24 protein-coding genes and 3 pseudogenes are annotated in these 26,898 nt (G+C 74.1%); 5 read left to right on the top strand and 22 right to left on the bottom strand.

What is annotated here, in order from left to right:
• Positions 1-54: 54 nt before the first annotated feature.
• From deoC to BJP59_RS04590, 13 genes and pseudogenes are all read right to left on the bottom strand, one after another.
• Entirely contained in the window at positions 55-780 is a 726-nt protein-coding gene (gene deoC, locus BJP59_RS04650) for a deoxyribose-phosphate aldolase (protein WP_194522314.1), read from the bottom strand.
• Complete coding sequence (locus BJP59_RS04645) at positions 777-1,907, bottom strand: adenosine deaminase (protein WP_043651295.1); 1,131 nt, start codon at positions 1,905-1,907, stop codon at positions 777-779. The genes deoC and BJP59_RS04645 overlap by 4 nt, the downstream gene beginning before the upstream one ends.
• A 63-nt stretch (positions 1,908-1,970) precedes the next feature.
• Entirely contained in the window at positions 1,971-3,197 is a 1,227-nt protein-coding gene (locus tag BJP59_RS19690; RefSeq protein WP_228485277.1) for a hypothetical protein, read from the bottom strand.
• Positions 3,194-3,544: a DUF202 domain-containing protein gene (locus BJP59_RS04635; protein ID WP_194522313.1), complete on the bottom strand. Its 351-nt coding sequence runs from the start codon at positions 3,542-3,544 to the stop codon at positions 3,194-3,196. The genes BJP59_RS19690 and BJP59_RS04635 overlap by 4 nt, the downstream gene beginning before the upstream one ends.
• A complete protein-coding gene (locus tag BJP59_RS04630) occupies positions 3,541-3,948 on the bottom strand; it encodes a YidH family protein (RefSeq protein WP_043651290.1) in 408 nt (135 codons plus the stop codon). Before BJP59_RS04630 ends, BJP59_RS04635 begins: the two co-directional genes overlap by 4 nt.
• Before the next feature lie 2 nt (positions 3,949-3,950).
• Entirely contained in the window at positions 3,951-5,285 is a 1,335-nt protein-coding gene (locus tag BJP59_RS04625; RefSeq protein WP_194522929.1) for a thymidine phosphorylase, read from the bottom strand.
• A 29-nt stretch (positions 5,286-5,314) separates the two neighbouring features.
• A pseudogene (locus tag BJP59_RS04620) lies at positions 5,315-5,704 on the bottom strand (cytidine deaminase); the annotation flags it as partial.
• 81 nt (positions 5,705-5,785) lie between these two features.
• Positions 5,786-7,081, bottom strand: coding sequence for an ABC transporter permease (locus BJP59_RS04615; protein ID WP_034651148.1), 1,296 nt, complete (start codon positions 7,079-7,081; stop codon positions 5,786-5,788).
• Complete coding sequence (locus BJP59_RS04610; RefSeq protein ID WP_076405246.1) at positions 7,078-8,394, bottom strand: ABC transporter permease; 1,317 nt, start codon at positions 8,392-8,394, stop codon at positions 7,078-7,080. The genes BJP59_RS04615 and BJP59_RS04610 overlap by 4 nt, the downstream gene beginning before the upstream one ends.
• Positions 8,391-10,013 carry an ABC transporter ATP-binding protein gene (locus tag BJP59_RS04605; protein WP_051027470.1) on the bottom strand — a complete coding sequence of 541 codons (1,623 nt, stop codon included), beginning with the start codon at positions 10,011-10,013 and terminating at the stop codon, positions 8,391-8,393. Before BJP59_RS04605 ends, BJP59_RS04610 begins: the two co-directional genes overlap by 4 nt.
• A gap of 204 nt (positions 10,014-10,217) precedes the next feature.
• Positions 10,218-11,330 carry a BMP family lipoprotein gene (locus tag BJP59_RS04600; RefSeq protein ID WP_144680348.1) on the bottom strand — a complete coding sequence of 371 codons (1,113 nt, stop codon included), beginning with the start codon at positions 11,328-11,330 and terminating at the stop codon, positions 10,218-10,220.
• A gap of 226 nt (positions 11,331-11,556) precedes the next feature.
• Positions 11,557-12,785: pseudogene (locus BJP59_RS04595) on the bottom strand (amidohydrolase).
• A complete protein-coding gene (locus BJP59_RS04590) occupies positions 12,782-13,930 on the bottom strand; it encodes a mannose-1-phosphate guanylyltransferase (protein WP_031315561.1) in 1,149 nt (382 codons plus the stop codon). The pseudogene BJP59_RS04595 and the gene BJP59_RS04590 overlap by 4 nt, the downstream one beginning before the upstream one ends.
• A gap of 233 nt (positions 13,931-14,163) precedes the next feature.
• Here BJP59_RS04590 and sdhC point away from each other — a divergent pair.
• The 4 genes and pseudogenes from sdhC to BJP59_RS04570 all read left to right on the top strand — a co-directional run.
• Positions 14,164-14,538, top strand: a pseudogene (sdhC, locus tag BJP59_RS04585) (succinate dehydrogenase, cytochrome b556 subunit); the annotation flags it as partial.
• A 7-nt stretch (positions 14,539-14,545) separates the two neighbouring features.
• Entirely contained in the window at positions 14,546-15,004 is a 459-nt protein-coding gene (locus BJP59_RS04580) for a succinate dehydrogenase hydrophobic membrane anchor subunit (protein ID WP_021481378.1), read from the top strand.
• A gap of 71 nt (positions 15,005-15,075) precedes the next feature.
• Positions 15,076-16,908, top strand: coding sequence for a succinate dehydrogenase flavoprotein subunit (sdhA, locus tag BJP59_RS04575; RefSeq protein ID WP_021481377.1), 1,833 nt, complete (start codon positions 15,076-15,078; stop codon positions 16,906-16,908).
• Complete coding sequence (locus tag BJP59_RS04570; protein WP_021481376.1) at positions 16,908-17,675, top strand: succinate dehydrogenase iron-sulfur subunit; 768 nt, start codon at positions 16,908-16,910, stop codon at positions 17,673-17,675. The genes sdhA and BJP59_RS04570 overlap by 1 nt, the downstream gene beginning before the upstream one ends.
• Before the next feature lie 251 nt (positions 17,676-17,926).
• Here the strand turns inward: BJP59_RS04570 and BJP59_RS04565 are convergent, their stop codons facing one another.
• From BJP59_RS04565 to sigE, 7 genes are all read right to left on the bottom strand, one after another.
• Positions 17,927-19,072: a YihY/virulence factor BrkB family protein gene (locus BJP59_RS04565; RefSeq protein ID WP_228485276.1), complete on the bottom strand. Its 1,146-nt coding sequence runs from the start codon at positions 19,070-19,072 to the stop codon at positions 17,927-17,929.
• A gap of 10 nt (positions 19,073-19,082) precedes the next feature.
• The gene (locus tag BJP59_RS04560) at positions 19,083-19,646 is read right to left on the bottom strand and encodes a 2'-5' RNA ligase family protein (protein ID WP_021479803.1); all 564 of its coding nucleotides are present in this window, start codon (positions 19,644-19,646) and stop codon (positions 19,083-19,085) included.
• Positions 19,643-20,734: a tryptophan--tRNA ligase gene (gene trpS, locus BJP59_RS04555; RefSeq protein ID WP_194522311.1), complete on the bottom strand. Its 1,092-nt coding sequence runs from the start codon at positions 20,732-20,734 to the stop codon at positions 19,643-19,645. Before trpS ends, BJP59_RS04560 begins: the two co-directional genes overlap by 4 nt.
• 67 nt (positions 20,735-20,801) lie before the next feature.
• Positions 20,802-21,143, bottom strand: a complete 342-nt coding sequence (locus BJP59_RS04550; protein ID WP_021479805.1) for a twin-arginine translocase TatA/TatE family subunit — start codon at positions 21,141-21,143, stop codon at positions 20,802-20,804.
• 9 nt (positions 21,144-21,152) lie between these two features.
• Entirely contained in the window at positions 21,153-22,604 is a 1,452-nt protein-coding gene (locus tag BJP59_RS04545; RefSeq protein ID WP_194522310.1) for a S1C family serine protease, read from the bottom strand.
• Complete coding sequence (locus BJP59_RS04540) at positions 22,601-23,569, bottom strand: zf-HC2 domain-containing protein (protein WP_086151492.1); 969 nt, start codon at positions 23,567-23,569, stop codon at positions 22,601-22,603. Before BJP59_RS04540 ends, BJP59_RS04545 begins: the two co-directional genes overlap by 4 nt.
• Positions 23,566-24,192: an RNA polymerase sigma factor SigE gene (gene sigE / locus BJP59_RS04535; protein ID WP_194522309.1), complete on the bottom strand. Its 627-nt coding sequence runs from the start codon at positions 24,190-24,192 to the stop codon at positions 23,566-23,568. The genes BJP59_RS04540 and sigE overlap by 4 nt, the downstream gene beginning before the upstream one ends.
• 184 nt (positions 24,193-24,376) lie before the next feature.
• On the opposite strand from sigE, the gene BJP59_RS04530 reads away from it, so the two are divergent.
• Positions 24,377-25,030 carry an O-methyltransferase gene (locus BJP59_RS04530; RefSeq protein WP_061267694.1) on the top strand — a complete coding sequence of 218 codons (654 nt, stop codon included), beginning with the start codon at positions 24,377-24,379 and terminating at the stop codon, positions 25,028-25,030.
• A gap of 9 nt (positions 25,031-25,039) precedes the next feature.
• On the opposite strand, the gene BJP59_RS04525 is transcribed toward BJP59_RS04530, so the two are convergent.
• Together BJP59_RS04525 and BJP59_RS04520 are read right to left on the bottom strand one after the other, a co-directional pair.
• The gene (locus BJP59_RS04525; protein ID WP_228485274.1) at positions 25,040-26,605 is read right to left on the bottom strand and encodes a leucyl aminopeptidase family protein; all 1,566 of its coding nucleotides are present in this window, start codon (positions 26,603-26,605) and stop codon (positions 25,040-25,042) included.
• Between the two features lie 60 nt (positions 26,606-26,665).
• Positions 26,666-26,833 carry a DUF3117 domain-containing protein gene (locus tag BJP59_RS04520; RefSeq protein WP_064506638.1) on the bottom strand — a complete coding sequence of 56 codons (168 nt, stop codon included), beginning with the start codon at positions 26,831-26,833 and terminating at the stop codon, positions 26,666-26,668.
• Positions 26,834-26,898: the final 65 nt, after the last annotated feature.

Genomic DNA, 26,898 nt, shown 5'->3' with positions numbered 1-26,898 from the left:
GGACCCCGGCTCGTCAGCCCTCCGCGACGACGGTCACCGCCGCCGTCACGACGCTCAGTAGCCCGTGTCCCCCGCGGAGGGGGCGTCCGCGCCGTCGAACCCCGCGAGGACGGCGGCCGTGCCGGACAGCCCGAGGCGCGTGGCGCCGTGCTCGATCATCGCGAGGGCGTCGGCGAGCGTGCGGACGCCGCCCGACGCCTTGACGCCGAGGCGACCGCCGACGGTCTCGGCCATGATCGAGACGGCGTGCGTCGACGCACCGCCCGCGGGATGGAACCCGGTCGAGGTCTTGACGAAGTCCGCGCCCGCCGCCTCGGACGCGCGGCACGCCTCGACGATCTCGTGGTCCGTGAGCGCGGCGGACTCGATGATGACCTTGAGAACCCTGTCCGCAGGGACGGCGGCGCGGACGGCCGCGACGTCGTCGCGCACCGCGTCCCACGCGCCGGCCTTGGCCGCGCCGACGTCGATGACCATGTCGACCTCGTCGGCGCCGTCGCGGACGGACCGGGCGGCCTCGAACGCCTTGACGTCGCTGTGGTGCTTGCCCGACGGGAAGCCGCACACCGTCGCGACGAGCAGCCCGCGCTCGCGCGTGGTCGCCGGGTCCAGGGGCAGCATCGACGGGGAGACGCACACGGAGTAGACGCCCAGGCGGACGCCCTCCTCGACGAGCGCCGCGACGTCCGCGGGGGTGGCCTCGGGCTTGAGCAGCGTGTGGTCGACGAAGCGGGCCAGGCCCGCCGCGTCCAGGGGCTGCGTGCCGGTCGCGTCGCTCACAGCTGCGCTCCCTCGATCTGCTGGTAGCCGGGGAGGATCACGTCGTCGACGAGCGCACGACGCTCGTCGTGGTGCACGAACGCGCTCCACGCGGCGGTCATCGTGACGTCCGCGAGGTCGTCGATGGTCCAGCCGGCGTGCTCGACGAGGAGCGCCATCTCCTGGGTCATCGTCGTGCGCGACATGAGCCGGTTGTCGGTGTTGAGCGTGACCGCGAAGTCGAGCTCCTTGAGGCGGGTGATCGGGTGGTCGGCGATCGACGTCGCCGCCCCGGTCTGCACGTTCGACGACGGGCACAGCTCGAGCGGGATCTGGTGGTCGCGCACCCAGTGCGCGAGGAGGCCGAGCGCGGCCGTGCCGGGCTCGCCCTCGGCGCTGTGCGGGAACTCCGGGTCGAACGCGATGTCCTCGACGATGCGGACGCCGTGGCCGATGCGGCTCGCCTGGCCGAGGTGCACGGCCTCGGCGATCGACTGCGGGCCCGCCGCCTCGCCCGCGTGGATCGTCACGGGGAAGTTCTGCTCGGCCAGGTAGCGCCAGATCTCGACGTGGCGCGAGGGCGGGAAGCCGTCCTCCGCGCCCGCGATGTCGAACCCGACGACGCCGTTCCCGCGGTTCGCGACCGCGAGCTCAGCGATCTCGGACCAGCGGTCGGCGTGCCGCATCGCGGTGACGAGCTGCCCGACGCGGATGGTCCGCCCCTCCGCGGCCGCCTCGGCGACGCCCTGCTCGATGCCGGACTGCACGGCGTCGACCGTCTCCTGGAGGGTGAGGCCGCGCTGGAGGTGCTGCTCGGGCGCCCAGCGCTGCTCGGCGTACACGACGCCGTCGCGCGCGAGGTCGAGCACCGCCTCGCGCGCCACGCGGGCGAGGGCGTCGCGCGTCTGCATGACGGCGATCGTGTGGTCGAACGTCTCGAGGTAGCGCACGAGCGACCCGGAGTCCGCGGACTCCGCGAACCAGGCGCCGAGCGCCTCGGCGTCGTCCGCGGGGAGCTGGTGCCCCACGTCGGCGGCGAGCTCGAGGATCGTGGCGGGGCGGAGCCCGCCGTCGAGATGGTCGTGCAGCACGACCTTGGGCAGCGCGCGGATGACGTCGACCGTCAGCGGGGCGTTCTCGGTGGTCATGCGCTCACGGTACCGGCCGGTACGCCCGGCCTCGCGCCGAGCGCACCGGCCGGGTGCGGAGGGTCAGGCGTAGTCGTCGTCGCTGCCGGGCACGGCGGACGCCTGCTCGACGACGTCGGCCTCGGCGGCCTCGCCCTCCAGGTCGGGGCGCGGGGTCCGCGGCTGGTACTCGTCGACCTCGTGCACGGGGTCCTCGACCCCGGGGTCGTCGTCCTCGACCTCTTCCACCAGGCTGACGGCGTCCTCGCCCTGCTCGTCCAGACCGGCGTCCCGCCATGCGTCGTTCCCGGGCACGGTGCTCATCGCGACTCCTCCTCGACGATCGGCGTGCTCACCACGGTCGTGGCGGCTGCGCCCATCCTGCCGCCGGGCGCGCGGCCTCGCCAGCGCGGCCGTCGGGCAGGAGCGCCCAGCACACGTGCGGCCAGCCCCGAGCGCGCGGCGCACGGCGGGCACCCGGGCACCGTCGAGGAGCGCACCCGCGGCGACGGTGCGGAGCGTGCCCGACGACGGCTCGTAGACCCGGCACCACCCCGCCACGGCGTCGGCGTCGGTGAGGAGCACGACGTGGCGCGGGACGGCGGTCGCGAGCCCGAGCGCGAGGTCTCCGCCGGTGAAGAGCGGCACGGGCACGCCGCGCGCCGCCGCAGCGAGCGCGGCGCGCACGACGCGCTCCGCGCCCGGCCCCGCGACGACCCGGTCCACGAACCGCACGTCCGCGTGGCGTGCGGTCCGGGCGGCGCCCCAGGGCGGCGTCCCGAGCGCCGCGGGCCACGGCAGCGGCCCGAGCGCGCGCCGGTTCGTGCGGCGCTTGAGCGCCTGCTGGAGCGTCCGGAACCGCTCGACGCCGCCCCGTGCGCGAGCGTCCGCCCGGTCGTGCCGCGCGGCGTCCCCCGGGCGCAGCCCGGTGGCGAGCCACAGGGCGAGCACCGGGTCGCCGGCTGCGGCGAGGAGGCCCAGCACGGCCGAGCCGCACGTCGTCCCGTCGGTCTGGCGGGCGGGCGCGCCCGCGATCTCCAGCGTCCGGACCGCGAGCCCCTCGTCGGGCCGGTCGAGCCGGCGCAGGGGGTCGACAACGGCACGCCGGTCCGCGGGCCGCAGCCCGTCGAGGGTCGTCGCGAGCGCGCGCACGCGGTGCTCGGGGTGCCCCGCGCGGCGCGCGAGGTCGAGCACGTGGGAGGTCGCGGCGTCGGGCGCGTAGGCGCCGGACGGCGGGGACGGCGGCAGGGTGCGCGCCGGGAGGAGGCGTGCGAGGTCGGTCGCCCGCAGCGCCCCCGGCCCGCGCCTCACGCGGCACCGCCGAGGACCCGGCCGAACGCCCAGGCCGCGCCCACGAGGGCGAGCGCGACGACGAGGCCGCCGACGCGCACGAGGAACGACCACGAGCGGAGCCGCCCGTCGCGGGGGAGGCCTCCCGTCGGCGTCCGCAGCACGGCGAGGACGAGCGCGAGCACGGCGATCGCGACCGCCGCGCACACCGTGACCACGGAACCGGAGCGCAGCCCGGCGGCGGCGAGCACGAGCGCCCCCACCACGACGCCGAGCACCGTGCGCTGCCACGCGAGCGCCGTGCGCTCGGGCTGCAGGCCCTCGTCCCGGGGCGGCACGGCGCCGGGCTCCCCCGACGGCACGCTCACCCTCCGGTCGCCGCCCCGACGGCGTAGCCCGCGAGCAGCAGGGCCAGCACGACGACGCCGACGACGAGCACCGGCAGGCCGCTCGGCGCCGGGAGGCGCCACCGCAGCCGTAGGGCCCGCTCGTTGCGGCGCCACGACACGAGCGCGTAGCCCGCGAACCCGGCGCCGGCGAGGCACGCGACGCCCGCGACGACGTCGAGCAGGCCCGCCATGCCCGCGAACGTCGCGAACGACGTCAGCGCGACGCCGCCCGCGACCAGGCCCAGCCCGGTGCGCACCCACGCGAGCGCGGTGCGCTCGTTGGCGAGGCTGAACCGCGCGTCGGGCTCGGTCCCCACGCCGTAGACCGACCGCGGCCGGCGCGTGTCGGCCGGCTCGGGCGGGTCCTGCTGGTCGGCCGACACGCTCAGTCGACGCGGTCCAGGACGACCGAGCCGCGCTCGACCACGGTGCCGGGCTCCGCGACGGACCACGCGCCGTCGAGAGCCTGCACCGCGCGCTCGAAGCGCTCCGGGGTGTCGGTGTGCAGGGTCATGAGGTGCTGACCCTTGCGGACGGTGTCGCCGGGCTTGGCGAAGAGCTCGACGCCCGCGCCCGCCTGCACCGGGTCCTCCTTGCGGGCCCGGCCCGCCCCGAGGCGCCACGCGGCGACCCCGACGGCGTACGCGTCGAGCCGATCGAGCACCCCGTCGCGGTCGGCCACGACGTGCTCGCGCTCGCGCGCGACGGGCAGCGGGGCGCGCGAGTCGCCGCCCTGCTCGGCGATCATCTCGCGCCACTTGTCGAGCGCGCGCCCGCCCAGGAGGGCGTGGCGCACGTCGTCCTCGTCCTGCGGGCGGCCCGCCCCGGCGAGCATCTCGAGCGCGAGCGCGACCGTGAGGTCGACGACGTCCTGCGGCCCCTCGCCCTTCATCACCTCGACGGACTCGCGCACCTCGAGCGCGTTGCCCGCGGTGAGGCCGAGCGGGGTCGACATGTCGGTGAGCAGCGCGACCGTGCGCACGCCGGCGTCGGTCCCGAGGTCGACCATCGTGCGCGCGAGCTCGCGCGCCGAGCCGAGCTCCTTCATGAACGCGCCCGAGCCGACCTTCACGTCGAGCACGAGCGCGCCCGTGCCCTCCGCGATCTTCTTGCTCATGATCGAGCTCGCGATGAGCGGGATCGACTCGACCGTCCCCGTGACGTCGCGCAGCGCGTACAGGAGGCGGTCGGCGGGCGCGAGGCCTGAGCCCGCCTGGCAGATCACGGCGCCGACGTGCTCGAGCGCGTTCATCATCTGCGCGTTGGTCAGCGCCGCGCGCCACCCCGGGATCGCCTCGAGCTTGTCGAGCGTGCCGCCCGTGTGGCCCAGGCCGCGGCCGGAGAGCTGCGGCACCGCGACGCCGTACACCGCGACGAGCGGCGCGAGGGGCAGCGTGATCTTGTCGCCGACTCCCCCGGTCGAGTGCTTGTCCGCCGTCGGGCGCGAGAGCCCCGAGAAGTCCATGCGCTCGCCCGACGCGATCATCGCCTGCGTCCAGCGGCCGATCTCGGCGCGGTCCATGCCGTTGAGGTAGATCGCCATCGCGAGGGCGGCCATCTGCTCCTCGGCCACGACGCCGCGCGTGTACGCGTCGATCACCCAGTCGATCTGCTCGGGCGTGAGCCGCGCCCCGTCGCGCTTGGTCCGGATGACGTCGACCGTGTCGAACGCCTCCGGCGCGGGCCCCTCGGTGCCGCGGTCCTCGCCGTCGTCCTCGATGCCGTCCTGCGTGGCCACGTCGTCGCTGGTCACGAGCGCTCCTCCAGATCCTCGGGCCCGAAGGCGTCGGGCAGCACGTCCCTCATCGTCTTGATACCACGCACCGTCTCGACGAGCAGGTCGGGCCCTCCGTGCTCCCACAGGAGCTGGCGGCACCGGCCACACGGCATGAGCGGCGCGCCGTGCCGGTCGACGCACGCGAACGCCACGAGACGGCCGCCGCCCGAGCCGACGAGCGAGCTCACGAGCGAGCACTCCGCGCACAGCGTCACGCCGTACGCGGCGTTCTCCACGTTGCAGCCGACGACGACGCGGCCGTCGTCCACGAGCGCGGCCGCACCCACGGGGAAGCCCGAGTACGGCGCGTAGGCGCGGGTCATGATGTCGCGCGCCGCGGTGCGCAGCGCGTCCCAGTCGACGGCCGGCCCGGCGGCGGACCCGTCGGGGTCCGTCCCCCGCCCGGCCGGGTACCGCCGTCGTGCACGTCCGTCATGCCGTCCTCACTTGACGTAGGGGATGCCCTCGGCGGCCGGCGGGCGCACGCGCCCGACGAGGCCGGCGACGGCGAAGATCGTCACGACGTACGGCGTCATGAGCATGATCTGGCTCGGGATCGGCGTCCCGACGATGCCGAGCACCGTCTGGAGGTTGTCCGAGAACCCGAACAGGAGCGCCGCGACGAGCGCGCCGACCGGGTTCCAGCGCCCGAGGATCATGGCGGCGAGCGCGATGAAGCCCTTGCCGCCCGTCATCTCCTTGCCGAAGGCGAGCCCCGCGGCGACGGTGAAGAACGCGCCGCCGAGGCCGGCGACCGCGCCGCCGAGGATCGTGTTTCGCACGCGCGTCGCGTTGACCTTGATGCCGACGGTGTCGGCGGCCTTCGGGTGCTCGCCGACCGCGCGCAGGCGCAGGCCCCAGCGGCTGCGGAACAGGAAGACCTGCAGCAGGATCACGACCACGTACATGAGGTACACGAGGAGGGTCTGGCGGAACAGCACCGGCCCGACGACCGGGATCTGCGACAGCACCGGGATCTCGATGACGGGCAGCGGGTTGCGCGAGTTCCACGTCGCCGGGTCCGCGCTGAGGACCGTCGAGTAGAGGTAGCTCGTCACGCCGACGACCAGCACGTTGAGCACGACGCCGACGATGATCTGGTTCACCCAGTACTTCACGGAGAAGATCACGAGCAGCACGCCCACGAGCGCGCCCGCGATCGGCGCGGCGATGAGGCCGGCGTACGCCGACGACGTGAGCGAGGCGACGACCGCGGCGAGGAAGGCCCCCGCGAGGAGCTGGCCCTCGATCGCGATGTTGATGATGCCGACGCGCTCGCACAGCACGCCGGAGAGCGCGCCGAACACGAGCGGGACCGCGAGGAAGAGCGAGCCCTGGAGCAGGCCCGTCAGCGGGATCGCCGACTTCCCGGCCCCGGCCCAGGAGAGGAACGCGAAGACGACCGCGACGCCGTACACGATCGGCAGCCACACGCCGACCTTGCGCCGGTCGCGCGCGGCCCAGAACGACAGGCCGGCGAGCAGCAGCGCGAGGATCGACAGGAACAGCGCCGCCCCGGTGGAGCTCACCGTGATCGGCTCGATCTGGAAGAAGTCCTTCGCCGTCGAGAGGCGGAACGTCGTCTGCTGGCCGCCCGCGGGGAGGAGCGCGAAGAAGACGAGGGCCAGCAGCCCGATGACCCCGTACGCGACCGGGGCCTTCCAGCTGATGGGCGGCAGCGGCTTGGCCGCGCGCTCCGGCGCGGCGGCCGGTGCCGGGGTGGTGGTCGCGGTGCTCATGCTCCGGCCTCCTGGGTGGTCGTCGTGGTCGGGACGGCCTTCGCGCGGCGGCGGGCGGCCTGCCGTTCGGCGCGCGTCGGGCCGCCCGGGGTCGGGAGGCGGAAGATCGCCCGCACGAGCGGCGGCGCGGCGATGAAGAGCACGATCAGCGACTGCACGACGAGGACGATGTCGATCGGCGTGCCCGTGCGGGCCTGCATGACGAACCCGCCCGCGCGCAGCGCGCCGAACAGCAGGCCGGCGAGCACCGTCCCGAGCGGACGGGACCTCCCGAGCAGCGCCACCGTGATCGCGTCGAACCCGAAGCTCGCCGCGACGCCGGCCGTGAGGACGTGCTCCGTGCCGAGCACCTGCGCGCTGCCCGCGAGGCCCGCGAGCGCGCCCGCGATGGCCATGACCCACACCGTCGTCCACGGGACCGACATGCCCGCGGTCCTGGCCGCGTGCGGGTTCTCGCCGACGGCGCGAAAGCGGAAGCCGAGCGTCGAGCGCTCCATGAGCCACCACACGCCGACCGCGACGAGCAGCGCGAGGACGAACCCCGCGTGGAGGCGGAAGCCCTCGCCCAGCAGCAGCGGGAACTGCGCGTTCCCCGGGATGCGCGGGCTGATCGGGTTGGAGCTGCCCGGCGCCTGGAACGGCTTCGTCGTGAGCAGGTACGCGACGAGGTAGATCGCGATGTTGTTGAGCATGATCGTGACGATCACCTCGTGGGCGCCCGTGCGGGCCTTGAGCACGCCCGCGATGCTCGCCCACAGCGCCCCGCCGAGCGCGGCGCCCAGCACGGCGAGCAGGAGGTGCAGCCCCGGCGGGAGCGCGAACGTCCAGCCGACGAACCCGGCGAAGATGCCGCCGAGGATGATCTGGCCCTGCGCACCGATGTTGAACAGGCCCGCGCGGAAGCCGATGCCGAGCCCGAGGCCCGCCAGGATGAGCGGCGTCGCGACCGTCATCGTCTCGGTGAGGGGGCGCAGCGCCCGCGAGACGTCGGGCGCGTCGACGTTGAGGACCGCGCCCTGGAAGAGCGCGGCGTACGCGCCGAACACCGCGTCCCAGACGGCTTGGAAGAAGTCCGATGGGCGCGCGAAGAAGTAGGACGCCGCCTCCTGGACCGCGGGGTCGGCCGCCGCGATGAGGACGCCGCCGAGGATCAGCGCGGCGACGATCGCGAGCAGCGAGACGAGCCAGCTGCTCTCGAGCATCTCGCGCAGGACGCCCTGCCCGGCCGGCGCCTCCGGCTTCTGGGGGTCGCTCGGCGGTGCGGCCGTCGGCGGGAGCGCCGACGCGTCGTCGGGCGTGGCCTGCTGGGTCACTGGATCTCCTCCTCGCGGGCGGCGGCCGCGTCCTGCGCGGCGCCCGACGGCGCGTCCTCGGCGACGGCGTCCGCCTCGCCGAGGGTCGTGTGGTGCTCGGCGGCCTGCACGACGGCCTCCTCGAGCGGGACCCCGGCCATCATGAGGCCGAGGACGTCGCGGTCGGTGTCGCCGGGCACGACCCCGACGACGCGGCCGCGGTACATGACGGCGATCCGGTCGGCGAGGGCGAGCACCTCGTCGAGCTCCGTCGACACGATGATCACGGGGGTGCCGTTGTCGCGCTCCTGCACGATGCGCCGGTGCACGAACTCGATCGAGCCGACGTCGAGGCCGCGCGTCGGCTGCGACGCGATGAACAGGCGCAGCGGGCGCGACATCTCGCGCGCGAGGACGACCTTCTGCTGGTTGCCGCCGGAGAGCGTGCCCGCCGGGGTCTCGACCGACTGGGTGCGCACGTCGAACTCGCCGATGCGCTGCTCGGCGTTCGCGCGGATCGTGCCGCGCGCGAGCGCGCCGCCGCGCGAGTAGGGCGCGGACGTCACGAGGTCGAGCACGAGGTTCTCCTCGACGGAGAACGTCCCGATGATCCCGTCGGTGCTGCGGTCCTCGGGCACGTAGCCCACGCCCGCCTCCAGCACCTGGGACACGCTGCGCCCCACGAGCTCCTTGCCGTCGAGCAGGATCGAGCCCGCGACCGGCTTGCGCAGCCCGACGATCGTCTCCGTGAGCTCGGTCTGGCCGTTGCCCTGGACCCCCGCGACGACGAGGATCTCGCCGCGCGCCACCTCCAGGCTCACGCGGTCGACGACGGCCGTGCCGGCGTCGTCCATGACCGTGAGCTCGTCGACGTGGAACGTGGTGTCACCGTTCTCCGCAGGCGCCTTGTCGACCCCGAGGGAGACGGAGCGCCCGACCATGAGGGACGCGAGCTCGGTCTCGCTCGCGCTCGGGTCGGCGGTGCCGACGACCTTGCCGCGGCGGATGACCGTGATGCGGTCGGCGACGGCGCGCACCTCGCGCAGCTTGTGCGTGATGAAGACGATCGACGTCCCCGCGGCCTTGAGCTCGCGCATGATCGCGATGAGCTCGTCCGTCTCCTGCGGCGTGAGGACCGCGGTCGGCTCGTCGAGGATGAGGACGCGCGCGTCGCGCGACAGGGCCTTGATGATCTCGACGCGCTGCTGCACCCCGACGGGGATGTCCTCGACCATCGCGTCCGGGTTCACCTCGAACCCGAACCGGTCCGAGATCTCCTGGACGAGGCGGCGCGCGCGGCGCGCGTCGATGAGACCCGCGCCCTTCACGGGCTCGTGCCCCAGCGCGACGTTCTCGGCGACGGTGAACACCGGGACGAGCATGAAGTGCTGGTGCACCATGCCGATACCGGCGGCCATCGCGTCGCCCGGGCCCGCGAACTGCACGGGCACGTCGTCGACGAGGATCTGCCCGTCGTCCGGGTCGTACAGCCCGTACAGCACGTTCATGAGCGTGCTCTTGCCCGCCCCGTTCTCCCCGAGCAGGGCATGGATCTCGCCGGGCTCGATGACCAGGTCGATGTGGTCGTTGGCGACCAGGGACCCGAAGACCTTCGTGATCCCTCGCAGCTCCAGCTTCACCGGTCTGCCTCTCCTCGTGCTTCGCAGTCGTACCGCGGTGTCGACCTCGATCCCGTCGAGGTACTCCATCGAACCGCACCCGCGGGAGCGCGGCGCGTCGTCGCGGCCCCGACGACACCGTCGTCGTCATGACGGTGGCCCGGGCGCTGGGCCCGGGCCACCGGTGCCGGTCGCCCGTGGGCGGCCGGCGGGTTCAGCGTCGCGTCACGGCGCGTTCGGCGACTCGACGACGAGGTCGCCCGCGATGATCTGCTCCTGGTACTGGGCGAGCTGGTCCTGCAGCTCGGCCGGGACCGCGTCCTCGAAGTCGTGGAACGGCGCCAGGCCGACGCCCTCGTTCTCGAGCGTGCCGACGTACGGCTCGCTCGTGAAGTTGCCGTCCGCCGACTCGCTCACCGTGTCGAAGACCGCCGGGCCGATCTGCTTCATCACGGACGTGAGGATGATGCTCCCGTAGTCCGTCGTGAGGAAGCCGTCCGAGTCGACCCAGATGATCTTCGCGCCGCCGCTCTCGGCCGCCGCGGCGGCACCGAGGCCGACCGGGCCGGCGACGGGCATGATGATGTCCGCGCCCTGGTCGATGAAGCCCTGCGTGACGTTCTGGCCGTTCGCCTGGTTGTCGAAGTCGCCGGTGAACGTGCCGGTCTGCGCTTCCTTGTCCCAGCCGAGGACCTTGACGTCGGTGCCGTTGTCCTCGTTGTACTTCGCGACGCCGTCGACGTAGCCGTCCATGAAGATGGCGACCGACGGGATCTGGATGCCGCCGAACGTGGCGACCGTGCCCGTCTCCGTCATGCCCGCCGCGAGGTAGCCGGCGAGGAACGCCGCCTCCGCGGTGTTGAAGAGGATCGGCTTCGCGTTGTCGATCTCGACCGGCTCCGGCGGGTCGTCCGCCGTGGCGCCCGGGTTGCTGAACGCCGAGTCGATGAGGGCGAAGTGCACGTCCGTGTTCGCCTCGGCCGCCGACTGGATCGGGTCCTCGAGGAGGAAGCCGACGCCGATGATGAGGTTGCAGCCCTGCTGGACGAGGCTGTCGATGTTCGGGCCGTAGTCGGTGTCCGCCTGGGACTCGACCTCGTGCGTCGTGATGCCGAGCTCCGTCTTGGCCTTCTCGAGGCCCTCGTAGCCCGACTGGTTGAAGGACTGGTCGTCGAACCCGCCGGCGTCGGAGACCATGCACGCGGAGAAGTCGGAGTTGCCGCCCGCGGTGCTGTCGCCGCCGCCGCTCGTCTCGTCGTCCTCGGGCGCGGCGCCGCACGCGGCCAGCGCGAGCGCGGCGACCGCCGCGAGGGCGGTGACCTGAGTCGCTCTCTTCACCTGATAGCTCCTGTCGTTCTCGTAGCAGTGCCGCGCAGGGAAGGACCCCTGGGCCCTCCCGAGCACCGTTGCACGGGAGGACCGGTCCGTCGGCCTCTATAGGACCGAAGACTAATCAGCCCGAGGGGTCCAGCACGTTACTTGCCGGTAACGCGGGCGCTTCGTTATGCAAGCGTCACTTTGCGTCTGAGGCGTGACACACCCCTGTCCACGGGTCGGGACCGGTTCACCCGTCCTGGCCCGCGGCGACGCGCGCGAGGAGCCGCATGCCCAGGCCGATCGCGCGCTCGTCCACCTGGAGGTCGCCCTGATGGATGTCGTAGCTGCGTCCGCCCGGCGTCCGCGTGCCGAGGCGGGCCATCGCCCCGGGCACCTTCGTCAGGTACCAGGCGAAGTCCTCGCCCCGAGCGACTGCTCGGTGAGCACGACGCTTTCCGGGCCCAGGACGTCGCGCGCGGCAGCCTCGAGCAGGCCGGTGCAGCGCTCGTCGTTCTCGACGGGCGGGACGCCCCGCGTGTGGTGCACGGTCACCTCGACCTCGTACGGCGCGACGACCTGCTCCACCGCGTCGTGCAGCACCTGCCCCGCGAACTCCCACGCGCGCACGTCGAGGCAGCGCAGGGTGCCGCGGACCGTGCCGGTGCTCGGGATGGCGTTGTGCGCGGAACCCGCGTGGACGGCGCCCCACGTGAGGTTGACGCCCGAGCGCGGGTCCAGCCGACGACCGAGCACCGCGGGGACCTGCGTGATGACCTGGCCCAGCGCGTACACCACGTCGCCGGTCAGGTGCGGTCGCGACGTGTGGCCGCCCGGGGAGGCGATCGTCACGGAGACCTCGTCGGACGCCGACGTGATCGGGCCGATCCGCGTGCCGATGCGACCCACGTCGACCTTCGGGTCGCAGTGCACGGCGTAGATCTCGTCGACCCCGTCCATCGCCCCGGCCGCGAGGACGTCGAGCGACCCGCCCGGCTGGACCTCCTCGGCGGGCTGGAGCACGAGCCGCACGCCGCGGCGCAGCTCGCCCTGCGCGTGGAGGTCCGCGAGCACCAGCCCGGCACCGAGCACGACGGCCGTGTGCACGTCGTGGCCGCACGCGTGCGCGACGCCCGGCACGGTCGACGCCCACGGGAGGCCGCAGCGGTCCTGGAGCGGCAGCGCGTCGATGTCCGCACGCAGGGCGACGCGGCCCTCCGGGGCGGCCGGGCCGTCGGGCACGCCCGCGGCGGTCGTGCCCGGCTCCGGGCCGACGTCGCACACGAGCCCCGTGCCCGGCAGGAGCCGCGGCTCGAGGCCCGCGGCGCGCAGGCGGTCGGCGAGCAGCGCCGTGGTGCGCGTCTCGGCGCGCGAGACCTCGGGGTGGGCGTGGATGTCGCGGCGGATCGCCACGACCTCGTCCACGTGGCGCGCGACGGCGGCCCCGATGCGGGCGGCGAGGGTCACGTCGGCGCTCACAGGAGCTCGTCCATCCCGAGCTCGCGCACCGTGTCGACCATCGACTTCACCTGCTGCGCGCGCGCCCGCGTCGTGACGAGGAGTGCGTCGGGGGTGTCGACCACGACCACGTCGTCGAGACCGAGGACCGTCACGACGCGGTCGCTCGCGGGCACGACGACCGAGCCCGCGCTCTCGCGTCGCACGACGCGCCCCGTGTCGCCGAGCACCTTGGAGCCCGCCCCGTCGACGGACGGGAGGAGGGCGGCGAGGGAGTTGAAGTCGCCCACGTCGTCCCACCCGAACGTGCCGGGGACGACGGCGACGCCCCCGACCGCGGCGACCGGCTCGGCCACCGCGTGGTCGATCGCGATCCGCTCGAGCGCCGGCCACCGCTCCGCGAGCACGCGGTCGCGGTCGGGGCCGTCCCACGCGGCCGCGATCGCGCGCAGACCGTCGTGCAGCTCGGGGCGCTGGTCCGCGAGGTGCCCGAGGAGCACGGACGAGCGCACGATGAACATGCCGGCGTTCCACCGGTACTCCCCGGACGCGAGGTAGCGCTGCGCGGTCGCGGCGTCCGGCTTCTCCGTGAAGCCGCGCACGTGCTGCGCGCTCGGTGCCCCCGCGACGCCGAGCGGGGCGCCGCTGTGCACGTACCCGAACGCCGTCGACGGCCGCGACGCCGCGATGCCGATCGTCACGACGTACCCGGCGCGCGCCGCCTCCACCGCCTCGCGCACCGAGGACTCGAAGGCGGCACGACCCGTGATCACCTGGTCCGCGGCGAACGAGCCGACGACGACGTCGCCGTGCCGCTCCTCGAGCACCGCCGCGGCGAGCCCGATGGCCGCCATCGAGTCCCGGGGCGACGGCTCCGCCAGCACGTTCTCGGCCGGCAGGCCCGGGAGCTGCGTGCGCGCCGCCGCGACGTGCCGGTCTCCCGTGACGAGCACGACGCCCTGCTCCCCCGCGAGCGGCACGAGCCGGTCGACCGTCGCCTGGAGCAGGGAGCGCCCCGAGCCGGTGAGGTCGAGCAGGAACTTCGGGGAGCCCGCCCGCGAGAGCGGCCACAGCCGGGTGCCGGCGCCTCCCGCGGGGACGACGGCGAAGAAGCCGGGGATCGGCGACCCGGACGGGCCGGAGGAGTCGTGCGGCGAAGAGGCCATGAGGGCCAGCATAGTGAGGGCCACAGTTCCCCGCGGGCTGTGGGATCAGTCACAAACCCACGGCACGGGGCCGTTCCGCCGCCCCCGGCGGTCCGCATCATGACGTCGATGTCACTATGGTGGAAGCCCTGAGACCGATGCCGACGACGGTCCCGGGGTCCGGACTGAGGGAGTTCCGGACCACGGCCGGAACGTGACATCTCCCCCTGATCTCGCCACAGGAGGCCCCCAAAGTGCCCAGTGCACCAGCCGGCACGCTCTACCGCGGCCGCGAAGGCATGTGGTCGTGGGTCGCGCACCGCGTGACCGGCGTGCTCATCTTCTTCTTCCTGCTCGTGCACGTGCTCGACACGGCGCTCGTGCGGGTCTCGCCCGAGGCGTACAACGCCGTCATCGGGACGTACCAGACGCCGATCATGGGTATCGGTGAGGCGGGCCTGGTCGCGGCCATCGTCTTCCACGCCTTCAACGGCATCCGCATCATCCTGGTCGACTTCTGGTCCAAGGGCCCGCGGTACCAGCGCACGATGCTCTGGGTCGTCGTCGGCCTGTTCGTCGTGACGATGGCCGGGTTCCTGCCGCGCCACCTGATGAACGTCTTCGGAGGGGGCACTGATGGCCGCCGCACCCACGGTCGAGGTCGCGAGCCCGCGCGACCCGTACAAGCGCCGCAAGGCCACGCGCAGCAACTACGAGCTGTACAGCTGGATCTTCATGCGCGCCTCCGGCGTCGTGCTGATCGTCCTCATCTTCGGGCACCTGTTCGTCAACCTCATGGTCGGCGAGGGCGTGCACGCGATCGACTTCGGCTTCGTCGCCGGCAAGTGGGCCTCGCCGTTCTGGCAGATCTGGGACCTGCTCATGCTGTGGCTCGCCATGTTCCACGGCACCAACGGCGTCCGCACGATCATCAACGACTACGCCGAGCGTGACGGCACTCGCCTCGTCCTCAAGCTCGCGCTGTACCTCGCCTTCACGATCGTCACGGTCCTCGGCACGCTCGTGATCTTCACGTTCGAGCCCTGCCCCGCGAACGCCCCGGCCGAGCTGCTCGCGTCGTTCTGCACGGCCTGAGCACCGCACCACCGCACGCCCCCGTCTTCCTCTCGCTCCACCCGGCTCTCTCCCAGGAGGCATCGACCCCGATGCAAACCCATCAGTACGACGTCGTCATCGTCGGCGCAGGCGGCGCCGGGATGCGCGCGGCGCTGGAGTCGTCCGGCAAGGTCCGGACGGCCGTCATCTCCAAGCTCTACCCCACGCGCTCGCACACGGGCGCCGCGCAGGGCGGCATGTGCGCCGCGCTCGCGAACGTGGAGGAGGACAACTGGGAGTGGCACACGTTCGACACGGTCAAGGGCGGCGACTACCTCGTCGACCAGGACGCCGCGGAGATCATGGCCAAGGAGGCCATCGACGCCGTCCTCGACCTCGAGCGCATGGGCCTGCCGTTCAACCGCACGCCCGAGGGCCGCATCGACCAGCGCCGGTTCGGCGGGCACACGCGCAACCACGGCGAGGCCGCGGTGCGCCGCTCGTGCTACGCCGCGGACCGCACCGGCCACATGATCCTCCAGACGCTCTACCAGCAGTGCGTCAAGCAGGACGTCGAGTTCTTCAACGAGTTCTACGTCCTCGACCTCATCACCGACCACGACCTCTCCGCGGGCGAGATCCCCGACGACGAGACGGTCACCGCGACCGGCGTCGTCGCCTACGACCTCGCGTCCGGCGAGATCCACGTCTTCCAGGCGAAGGCGATCATCTTCGCCACCGGTGGCGCGGGCAAGATCTTCAAGACGACGTCCAACGCGCACACGCTCACGGGCGACGGCATGGCCCTGGCCTACCGCCGCGGCCTGCCGCTCGAGGACATGGAGTTCTTCCAGTTCCACCCGACCGGCCTCGCGGGCCTCGGCATCCTCCTGTCGGAGGCCGCCCGCGGCGAGGGCGGCATCCTGCGCAACGCGGACGGCGAGCGCTTCATGGAGCGCTACGCCCCCACCATCAAGGACCTCGCGCCGCGCGACATCGTCGCTCGGTCCATGGCGAACGAGGTCCGCGAGGGCCGCGGCGCCGGGCCGAACAAGGACTACGTCCTGCTCGACCTCACGCACCTCGAGCCGGCGCACATCGACGCCAAGCTCCCTGACATCACCGAGTTCGCGCGGACGTACCTCGGGATCGAGCCGTACACCGAGCCCGTGCCCGTGTACCCCACGGCGCACTACGCGATGGGCGGCATCCCGACGAACGTCGACGCCGAGGTGCTGCGCGACAGCCACAACGTCGTCAAGGGCCTCTACGCCGCCGGTGAGGTCGCGTGCGTCAGCGTGCACGGCTCCAACCGTCTCGGCACCAACTCGCTGCTCGACATCAACGTCTTCGGCAAGCGCGCCGGCCGCACGGCCGCCGCCTACGCCGCGACCGCGTCGTACAGCGAGCTCCCGGAGAACCCCGCCGCGGCCGTCGTCGCGCAGCTCGAGGAGATGCGCAACCGTCCCGACGGCGAGCGCGTCGCCGACGTCCGCAAGGCGCTCCAGGAGACCATGGACGCCAACGCCCAGGTGTTCCGCACGGGCGAGTCGCTCAACCAGGCCCTCGCGGACATCCGCGACCTGCAGAAGCGCTACAAGAACGTGTCCGTGCAGGACAAGGGCCGCCTGTTCAACACCGACCTCCTCGAGGCGATCGAGCTCGGGTTCCTCCTCGACATCGCCGAGGTCACCGTGGTCGCGGCGATCAACCGCAAGGAGTCCCGCGGCGGCCACTACCGCGAGGACTTCCCGGACCGCGACGACGCCAACTACATGCTGCACACGATGGCCTACCGCCGTCCGACGTCCGCCAGCGACGTCGCCGACGGGCACGTCGCGGGCTACTTCGACCACGTCGAGCAGTTCGACGGCTACAAGGTCGCCCTGGGCTCCAAGCCCGTCACCCAGACCCGGTACGAGCCCATGGAGCGGAAGTACTGATGACTGCCACACTCGAGAGTCCGGCCACCGAGCCCAAGGCCGGGGAGATCCCCTCGTTCGAGGTCACGCTCCGCGTCCGTCGCTACTCCCCCGAGTCGGAGCACGGCGAGGAGGCGTACTGGGACGAGTTCACCGTCCAGGCGCACGGCACCGACCGCGTGCTCGACGCCCTGCACAAGATCAAGTGGGAGCACGACGGCTCCCTGACGTTCCGCCGCTCGTGCGCGCACGGCGTGTGCGGCTCGGACGCGATGCGCATCAACGGCCGCAACCGGCTCGCGTGCAAGACGCTCCTCAAGGACGTCAACCCCGACAAGCCGATCACGGTCGAGCCCATCAAGGGCCTGCCCGTGGTCAAGGACCTCGTCGTGGACATGGAGCCGTTCTTCGCGTCGTACCGCGAGATCATGCCGTTCCTCATCACGTCCGGGAACGAGCCGAGCAAGGAGCGCCTCCAGTCCGCCGCGCAGCGCGAGCGCTTCGACGACACCACCAAGTGCATCCTGTGCGCCGCGTGCACGTCGTCCTGCCCGGTGTTCTGGACCGACGGCCAGTACTTCGGCCCCGCCGCCATCGTCAACGCGCACCGGTTCATCTTCGACAGCCGCGACGAGGGCGCCACGCAGCGCCTGGAGATCCTCAACGACAAGGAGGGCGTGTGGCGCTGCCGCACGACCTTCAACTGCACCGAGGCCTGCCCGCGCGGCATCGAGGTCACGAAGGCGATCCAGGAGGTCAAGCGCGCGATGATCACCCGCGCGTTCTGACACCCCCCGCACCGCCCCGAAGGGCGCCGACCGGACGGTCGGCGCCCTTCGTCGTCCCCCGGTCACGCCGCGGCCTCCTCGACGAACGCCTCCGTGACCGACCACCACGACCGCGATCGGCGTTCGCGACCGAGATCGGCGTCTGGGGCTGAGATCGGTAGCCGCCCGTGCCGATCTCGGCAGCGCGTGCCGATCTCGGCAGCGGTCTCGACAGCGCGTGCCGATCTCGCCCCGCCGCCCGAGCGCAGCGGTCACGTCCCCCGCGGCAGACGGGCCCGGCGGACTCCGCGGACCACGGGGCTCCACGGGCGGTGCGATCCGTGGCCGGCGCGGACGTGCTCCTCGGTGGACGGCTCGACGTCGTCGCGCGGGCTCTCGACGGCGTGGCGGGGCGCCCGGAGGTGGCGGCCGTCGGCCCGGGGGTCGCCGTCGAGCACGGGCAGCTCGGGACGGCCGTCGCGCGCGTGCCGGGCGCCGTCGGGCACCGGGTCGGGCGGGCGCGGCGGGTTCGCCATCCACGCGCACACGGCCAGGAGGATGCGCGCGGTGAAGTTGACGAGGAGCAGCAGCGTCACGAGGACGGCGAACGACGCCAGGAGGGCGTTCCGCGTGGCGCTGCTCTCGACGAACGACGACCCGAGGTAGCGGAGCACGCCGAACCCGACGGCGGCGGTGAGCGAGCCGACGAGGAGGTCGCGGCGTCGGACCCGCACCCCCGCGAGGAGCCGCACGACGACGACCACGACGAGCGCGTCCAGCAGGACGCTCACGACGAGGCCCGCACCGGTGACGAGGACGGCGGGCCCGCCGGAGAGCCCGATCGCTTCGAGGATCTGGTTGCCGAGGGACGTGACGGCGATGCCGGCGACGGCGGAGACGAGGAGGAACAGCGCGAGGAGGAAGAACCCGAGCAGGGCGCGCGCCCGGGCGAGCACGGGGCTCTGGCCGACGTCGCTCACGCCGAACATGGTCCGCACGGCGCCACGCAGGTGGTACATGAACGACACGACGGAGAAGAGCAGCACCACGCCCGCGACGACGCTCGTGACGCTGAGCCCGGAGTCCAGCAGGAGCTGGTCGGGCCGGATGGCACCCGGTTGGCCGTCGAGGGCGATGAGGCCGGGCACGAGCTCGTTGATCTCGCCGAAGACGACGTCCATGAGCTCCTGGCGGCCGCCCAGGACCCGCATGAAGACGGTGTAGCCGATCGTCAGCGCGGCGAACAGCGAGAACAGCGCGGAGTACGCGATGCCGCCGCAGAGGAGCGCGCCGCGCGCGTACAGGTAGCGGTAGGTCGCGCGGCCGGGCCGGCTGTCCTTCCAGCGCTCGACGAGGGCGTCCACCCGCGCGCGCGTGCGGATGACGGCGCGCGGGGCGGCAGGGCGGGGCGACGTCACGCCCCGAACCCTACGAGGCGGTCGCTCCCGCGGCATCCGCGCCGAGGGGGAACACCTGCTCGGGGCGCCAGACGCCGTCGTCCCCGTGCTCGTAGAGCGAGAACCCGGGGACGTCGAACTGCGCGTCGTAGGTCGCCATCTGGTCGAACGCCGCGTCGAGCGCAGCCTCGGGCACCTCGTGCGCGACGGTCACGTGCGGGTGGTAGTTGAACCGCAGGTCCTGGGCGAGCGGGCCGGTGCGGATCGCGCTCTCGAGGTGCTCGCACTCCGCGATGCCCTCGACCACCTGGACGAACACCACGGGCGAGACGGGCCGGAACGTCGCGCTCCCCCGCAGGTGGAGGCGGAACGGCGCCGCGGTCGACGCGACCTCGGCCAGGTGCGCGCGCGCCGTGTCGAGCGCGGTGCGGTCCAGGACCGTCGGGCCGAGGAGCGTCACGTGCGGCGGGATCGACCGCGCGAGCGGGTCGCCGAACCGTGCGCGCGCGTCCTGGAGCTGCGTCGCGAACGGCTCGGGCACCTCGATCGCGATGCCGATCCGCACCTGGTGGGGCTCGCGCTCCGGGAGGTTCACGCGGTCGTCCCGCCCACGGGCAGCAGACCGACGCGGTCGTAGACGCGGGCGAGCGTGCCGGCCGCGATCTCGCGGGCCTTCTGCGCGCCGCGCGCGAGCACCGCGTCGAGCTCGGCCGGGTCCGCCAGGTAGGTGTTCGCACGCTCCTGGAACGGCACGAGGAAGTCGACGACGACGTCCGCCAGGTCCACCTTGAGGCGCCCGTAGCCCTGGCCGTCGTACTCGCCGGCGATCGCCTCGACGTCCCGCCCCGTGAGCGCCGAGTAGATGGTCAGCAGGTTCGACACGCCGGGCTTGGCGACCGGGTCGTAGCGGATCTCCGTGCCGGAGTCGGTCGCGGCCGACCGGATCCGCTTGGCGGCGACCTTCGGGTCGTCGAGCAGCCAGATGACGCCCTTGCCGTTGGACGAGGACTTGCTCATCTTCGCCGTAGGCTCCTGGAGGTCGTAGATCTTCGCGACCGACCGGACGATGTGGGCCTCCGGCACGACGGCGGTCCCGTCGCCGAAGCGGGCGTTGAGCCGCTCCGCGAGGTCGCGGGTGAGCTCGAGGTGCTGGCGCTGGTCCTCGCCGACCGGCACGAGCGCCGCGTCGTAGAGCAGGATGTCGGCCGCCATGAGCACGGGGTACGTGAACAGCCCGACGGTCGTGCCGTCGGCGCCCTGCTTCGCGGACTTGTCCTTGAACTGGGTCATGCGGCCCGCCTCGCCGAAGCCCGTCTGGCACGACAGCACCCACGACAGCTCGGCGTGCTGCGGCACGTGCGACTGGACGAACAGCGCCGAGCGGTCCGGGTCCACGCCGCCGGCGAGGTACTGGGCGGCCGTACGGCGGGTGCGCTCGCGGAGCCGCTCCGGGTCGGGGTTGACCGTCAGCGCGTGGAGGTCGACGACGCAGTACAGGGCGTCGTACGCGTCCTGGAGGGAGACCCACTGGCGCAGCGCACCGATGTAGTTCCCGAGCTGCAGCGAGTCCTCCGTGGGCTGCATGCCCGAGAGGATCCGTGGCCGGGTGCCCGTCGGGCTCCCGGGCTCCTGCGTGGTCTCCGGGACCGGTGCCGGACCGATGTGCGTCGCCTCGATGGACATTGCCCCATTCTGACAGGTGCTCGGGCGCCGGAACGAATCGCCGTCGTGCCGCGGTCGGACGACCGGGTCAGGTGGCCTCGTCGTCGAACGGTGCCGGGCCCTGCGGCGCGACGGGGGCGGGCGGCGGGGGCGGGGAGACGCGCTCGGGCAGGGGGTCGTCGTCCAGGAGTGCCTCGCGGACGATCCGGCGCGGGTCGTACTGGCGCGGGTCGAGCTTGGCCCAGTCGACGTCCGACAGCTCCTCGCCGAGCTCCGCGTCCACGCGCGACTTCGCGTCGCGCAGGTAGCCCCGCGCGGACCGCACGAACGCCCCGAGCTGCTCCGCGTAGCGCGGCAGGCGCTCGGGACCGATGACGACGACCGCCACGATGAGGAGCACGACGAACTCGGCTCCGTTGATCCCGAACACGCCGACAGACTACTCGCTCGTGGCCTCGTCGAGGACGACGCGCACGTCGCGCTCCTGGTCGCCGGTCCGCACGCGCAGGGTCACCGCGTCCCCCGGCGCCTTCGCCCGGATCGCGACGATGAGCTCGTCCGACTCGGTGACGGGCCGGCCGTCGATGGACAGGATCACGTCTCCCGGCCGGATCCCGGCGGCGTCCGCCGGGCCGTCGGGCGTCACCGCGGGCGTCCCGGACTGCGCGTCGGTCGAGACCTGCACGCCCTCGCCCTGGTAGCGCTGGTCGAGGAGCACGCCGATCACGGGGTACGTCGCGACGCCGTCGGCGATGAGCTGCTCGGCGGTCCGGCGGGCCTGGTTCGACGGGATGGCGAACCCGAGCCCGATGCTGCCCGTGGCCTCGCCGCTCCCCGGCGGCTGCGCGATGGCCGAGTTGATGCCGACCACCTGGCCCCGGCCGTCGACGAGCGGGCCGCCGGAGTTGCCGGGGTTGATCGCGGCGTCCGTCTGGATCGCGTTGATGAACGCCGTCTCCGCCGCGGCGCCCGCCTGGACCGGGCGGTTGAGCGCGCTGATGATCCCCGTGGTCACGGTCCCGTTGAGCCCGAGCGGCGCGCCGATGGCCACCACCGGGTCCCCGACGACCACCTCGTCGGAGTCACCGAGCGCGAGCGGCGTGAGGCCGGAGTCCTCGACCTTGACGACCGCGAGGTCGTAGTCGACCGTCCGCCCGACGAGCTCGGCCGGGCTCTCGTGCCCGTCGGAGAAGAGCACGACGATGTCGCCGCCGTCGGCGGCCGACGCGACGACGTGGTTGTTCGTGAGGATGAAGCCGTCCTCCCGCAGCACGAAGCCCGAGCCGGTCGCGACGCCGTCGGCCCCGCGGACCTGGAGCGAGACGACGCTGGGCAGCACGGTCGCGGCGATGTCCGCCACCGAGCCGTCGGGGCGGTCCGCGCCGGGCTCGACGCTCGCGGGTGGCAGCGCCGAGACCGAGGAGCCGGAGGGCTGCGGGTCGGTGAGGCGGTCGGCCGCGACGCCGCCGACGGCGCCCGCGACGAGCGCGAGCACCGCGACGCCCGCCACGGCGGCCGGGCGCAGGCCGCGTCGCGGCGCGGTGCCGACGGCGCCGCGGGGCACGCCCACGAGCGTCGGGTCGACGGACCCGCCCGGGCGCGTCGGCGCCTCGGGCTGGCCGAAGGCGCTCAGCCGCTCCCAGGGGTCCGTGGGCCCGGAGCCCGAGGGTTCCGCGGGCGCTGCGGGCGGCGGCGGGACCGGTCCCGGACCGTGCGGGGGCGCGACGTGCCCCGACGCAGCGCCCTCGGCGGGCCGCGGGGCTTCCGTGGGCCGTGGCGCCTCGGCGGACGGCGGGACGGGCACGCTGCGGTAGGCCGACGGCGGCGCGAACGGGTTCGGCGCGGCGTCGCGCGGACCGGGCTGCTCCGGTCCGGTCTGGGGGTCGGTCATGAGGTGCCGAGCGCTCCTGTCATGGTCGTCCAGCCCCGGGAGATGCGCGCCGGGACCCCGGCATCGTAGTCACGGGCCGGGAACGCCGCCACGAGGGCGGCGACCGTCTCCTGCTCGGTGTCGGCGACGACGTCGATCACCGTGTCGCCCGACTGCCACACGACGTGCCACGGCGCCTCGGACAGCACGTGCACGCGGCGACCGTCGACGTCCCACGTCTCGCCGCCCGCGAGCGCCGACGTGTCCAGCAGGCCGGTCTGCTCGCGCACGACCGCCTCCCCGCCCGGCGCCTCGAGGTCGATCTCCAGCACGCCGCGCCGCGCGTCGTCGCGCACGTCGGCCACGCGGAAGCCCTCGGGGAGCGGCGTCGGGCAGGTCCAGCCCTGCGCGGCGAGCGCCGCGAGGGCGGACGCGCCGCCGTCGGCGACCGTCCCCCCGCCCGACCCGCCGTCCGGACCGTCGGTCCGCGCGCCGCCGACGACGAGCGCGCCCGTGGCCCGGGGCGCGGCCTGCGCGAGCACGGTGAGCGGGTCGCTGCGGTGCAGGTCCGGCGTGACGAGCGGGCTCTCCCCCAGCGCGAAGAGGCCGACCGCCGCGACGCCGACGCCGCCGACGACGAGACCGACGACCCGCCGCCGGAGCGAGCCGCGGCGCACCTCGCCGCTCCACGCGCCGCGCGGGAGCGTCGCGGTCTCCGCCCAGGGGTCGCTCGGCGCGGGCGCCGCGCGCAGCGGGTCGCCGTCCGTCGGCGGGATCTGGGCGGACAGCGCGAGCAGGCGCGCGGCGAGGTCCGGCGCCGGCTCCACCGGCCCGGCCGCGCTCAGCGCGCGCCGGGCCGCCCGGGCCGCGGAGAGCTCTGCCGCGCACCGCGGGCAGCAGGCCACGTGCTCCAGGGCGCGCTCCGCCTCCGCGGGCGACAGCTGCCCGTCGACGAGCGCGGAGAGCCGCGAGCCGAGATGGGTCACGCCGCCCCCCGGGCGCCCACGGCGGTCGGAGCGCCGTCCGACGCCGGACGCTCCGCGGGGTCGCGGTGCGGCAGGGCGGCGCGGAGCTGGGAGCGCGCGCGATGGATCCGCGAGCGGACCGTGCCGAGCTTGATGCCGAGCGTGACGGCGATCTCCTCGTAGGAGAGGCCCTCGATGTCGCACAGCACGACGGCGGCCCGGTACTCGGGCGAGAGCGCGTCGAGCGCGCGCTGCACGTCGTGGTCGAGGTTCGCGTGCTCGAACCCGCGCTCCGGCTGGGCCTCGGCGCGTGCCGGGTAGTGCCCGTCGTCGTCGCCCATGGCCTCCATCCGGATGCGCTGCTTGCGCCGCACCTGGTCGAGGAACAGGTTCGTCGTGATCCGGTGGAGCCAGCCCTCGAACGTGCCCGGGGTGTAGCTCGACAGCGAGCGGAACACCCGGACGAACGTCTCCTGCGTGAGGTCCTCCGCGTCCTGGCGGTTGCCGGTGAGGCGGTAGGCGAGCCGATAGACCCGCGCCGAGTGCTCGCGCACGATCGAGTCCCACGACGGCGGCACCCACGTGCCCGCGTCCTGCTGGCCGTGCGTGCTGGTCCTCGGTCGTGCGTCGTCCACGTGGTCCATCGTCCCAGAAGAACGTCCCGCCCCCGGCGCGTGTTCCCGGCTCCCGCGGGACGTGCGCGCGACGTCCACGGCCCGTGCACACGCGCGCGGCGCGGGAACGGGCCGGCGTGGGAGGGGGCGGGTACGATCCGAGACAGTGCCGGCCCGGCCCCGGGGCCGGACGAGGGACCACCAGGAGGACCTGATCACCAGCGACGTCGGCACCCACCGCAGCGCCAAGGCGGCGAGCTGGGTGTACAGCGAGGAGTTCGTCCCCGAGGACGAGGTCCTCCTGCGGGCGCGCGACCGCGCGGCCGAGCTCGGCTGCCCCGCGGTCCTCCCGGGCGTCGGGGCCGTGCTCCAGGTCCTGGCCGCGTCCCTCGCGGCCCGCGCGGTCGTCGAGATCGGCACCGGCACGGGCGTCGCCTCGATCTGGCTCCTGCGCGGCATGCCCGCCGACGGCGTGCTGACGACCATCGACGTCGAGGTCGAGCACCAGCGCGCGGCGAAGGCGGCGTTTGCGGAGGAGGGCGTGCCCGCGTCCCGCACGCGCACGATCCCGGGCCGCGCGAGCGACGTGCTCCCCCGCCTCACCGACGGCGCCTACGACCTCGTCCTCGTCGGGGCCGACAAGCACAGCTACCCCGAGTACGTGGAGCAGGGGCTGCGCCTCCTGCGGCCGGGCGGCGTGCTGGCGGTCGACGGCGCGCTCTCGCACGACCGCGTCGCCGACCCCGCGCGGCGCGACGAGGTCACGACGATCGTGCGCGAGGTCGGCCGGTCGCTCCGGTCCGATGAGCGCGTGCTGCCGGCGCTGCTGCCCAGCGGCGACGGTCTCCTGCTCGCCGTCCGGCGCTGACCGGCCAGGTCAGAGCCGGTCGAGCGCCTCGAGCAGCAGCCGGGCGCCGAAGCCCGTCGCCCCGGCCACGACCTCGTGCCGGTCGGCCGTCGCGCGCGCCGGTCCCGCGACGTCGAGGTGGGCCCAGGGCACGTCGCCCACGAACTCCCGGAGGAACAGCGCGGCCGTGATGGCCCCGCCGCCGGGGCTCTCGACCGGGACGTGCCGCAGGTCGGCGACGTCGGAGCGCAGGGCACCCGCGTAGTCCTCGACGAGGGGCATGCGCCACACCCGCTCGCCCGTCGTGCGGGCGGCGTCCTCGAGCGCGTCGGCGACAGCGTCGTCGGTCGCGAACAACGCGCCGTGACCACGACCCAGGCCCACGCTGGCCGCGCCGGTGAGCGTCGCGACGTCGACGAGCACGTCCGGGGCGAGCTCCTGCACCGCGTACCCGACGGCGTCGGCCAGGACGAGGCGGCCTTCGGCGTCCGTGTTCGCGACCTCGACCGTGCGCCCCGACCACGTGCGCAGCACGTCACCGGGCCGGTACGACGCCGCGCCGACGTGGTTCTCCGCGAGCGGCAGCACCGCGGTGACGCGCCGGTCCGACCGCGCCCGGGCGGCCCCGAGCACGACGGCGAGCGCGACGGCGGCGCCCGCCATGTCGGTCTTCATGGGCACCATCGCCTCGCGCGGCTTGATGGACAGGCCGCCCGTGTCGTAGGTGATGCCCTTGCCGACGACGACCACGTGCCGCGGCGCGGAGCGGTCCGTCGGCGGGGTGACGCCGTGGTCCGCGGGGTCGTACGTGACCGTGACGAGCCGGGGCCCGCGCGCCGAGCCGGCGCCCACGGCGAGGAGCGCGCCGAAGCCCTCCCCAGCGAGCTCGGCGGGGCCGCGGACGGTGGTGTCGAGGCCGAGCGCGTCGGCCAGCCCGAGGGCGCGGTCGGCGAACCAGGCCGGGTCCTTGACGTCGGACGGCGTGTTCGCGAGGTCGCGCACGAGCCACGTGGCGGCGGCCGCGCGGGTCGCCGCCTCGATCGGTGCCGCCACGTCGGGACGGTCGGGCGGCGTGAGCAGCACGAGCTGCGCGGCGGCGTCCTGCGCGCCGGCGGACGCGTCGCCGCGGCGCGGCTGGGCGTACGCGGCGAGCAGGTAGCCCTCGACGTAGGCGCGGACCTCGACCGCCCCGGCGTCGGCGGTCACGGCGCTCACGACCCGCTCGAGGCCCCGGGACGCACGGGCCAGCGCAGCCCCGGCGCGGCGCAGGTCCGTCGCGGTGCCTGCGCCCACGCCGAGCAGCAGGAGGCGGGGCGGCAGGCCCGCCCACGGGAGCCGGGTCGTGGACCCGACGTGCGCGCGCGGCAGGTCCACGCGCACGACCTCGCCGGCCGCGCCGCGGAAGCCCGGGCCACCCGCGCGCTCGGCCAGCTCGGCGAGGTCGACCCCGTACCGCAGGGTCGCGTCGACCGTGCCGGCGCGCGGCTGCAGCCCGTCCTCCGCCTCGCGCGGCGGCGCGACGGCGACCACGACCGCGTCGGCCTGTGCCTCGTCGACGAGCGGGGCGTCGCTCAGCGCGCCCCGTGCACCGACCACCTCCGGCAGCGCGCGCGGGATCTCCGAGGTTCCGGAGACCCGGCGCTCACGTGCGGGCAATCAGCCCACCACGGCCTGGAGCGCCTCACCCAGCTCGCTGGCCTCGGTCGCGTTGAGCTCGACCACCAGACGCCCGCCACCCTCGAGCGGGACCCGCATGACGATGCCTCGCCCTTCCTTGGTGACCTCCAGCGGTCCGTCACCCGTCCGCGGCTTCATCGCAGCCATCGATGGCACTCCATTTCCGTTTGTCCCGAGTCCACCCCGCACGCGCGAGGAGGGGCGTCCGACCT

It is taken from the genome of Cellulosimicrobium sp. JZ28 (assembly GCF_015327065.1).
Lineage (GTDB): Bacteria > Actinomycetota > Actinomycetes > Actinomycetales > Cellulomonadaceae > Cellulosimicrobium > Cellulosimicrobium funkei.
This window is presented reverse-complemented; position numbering and strand designations above follow the sequence as displayed.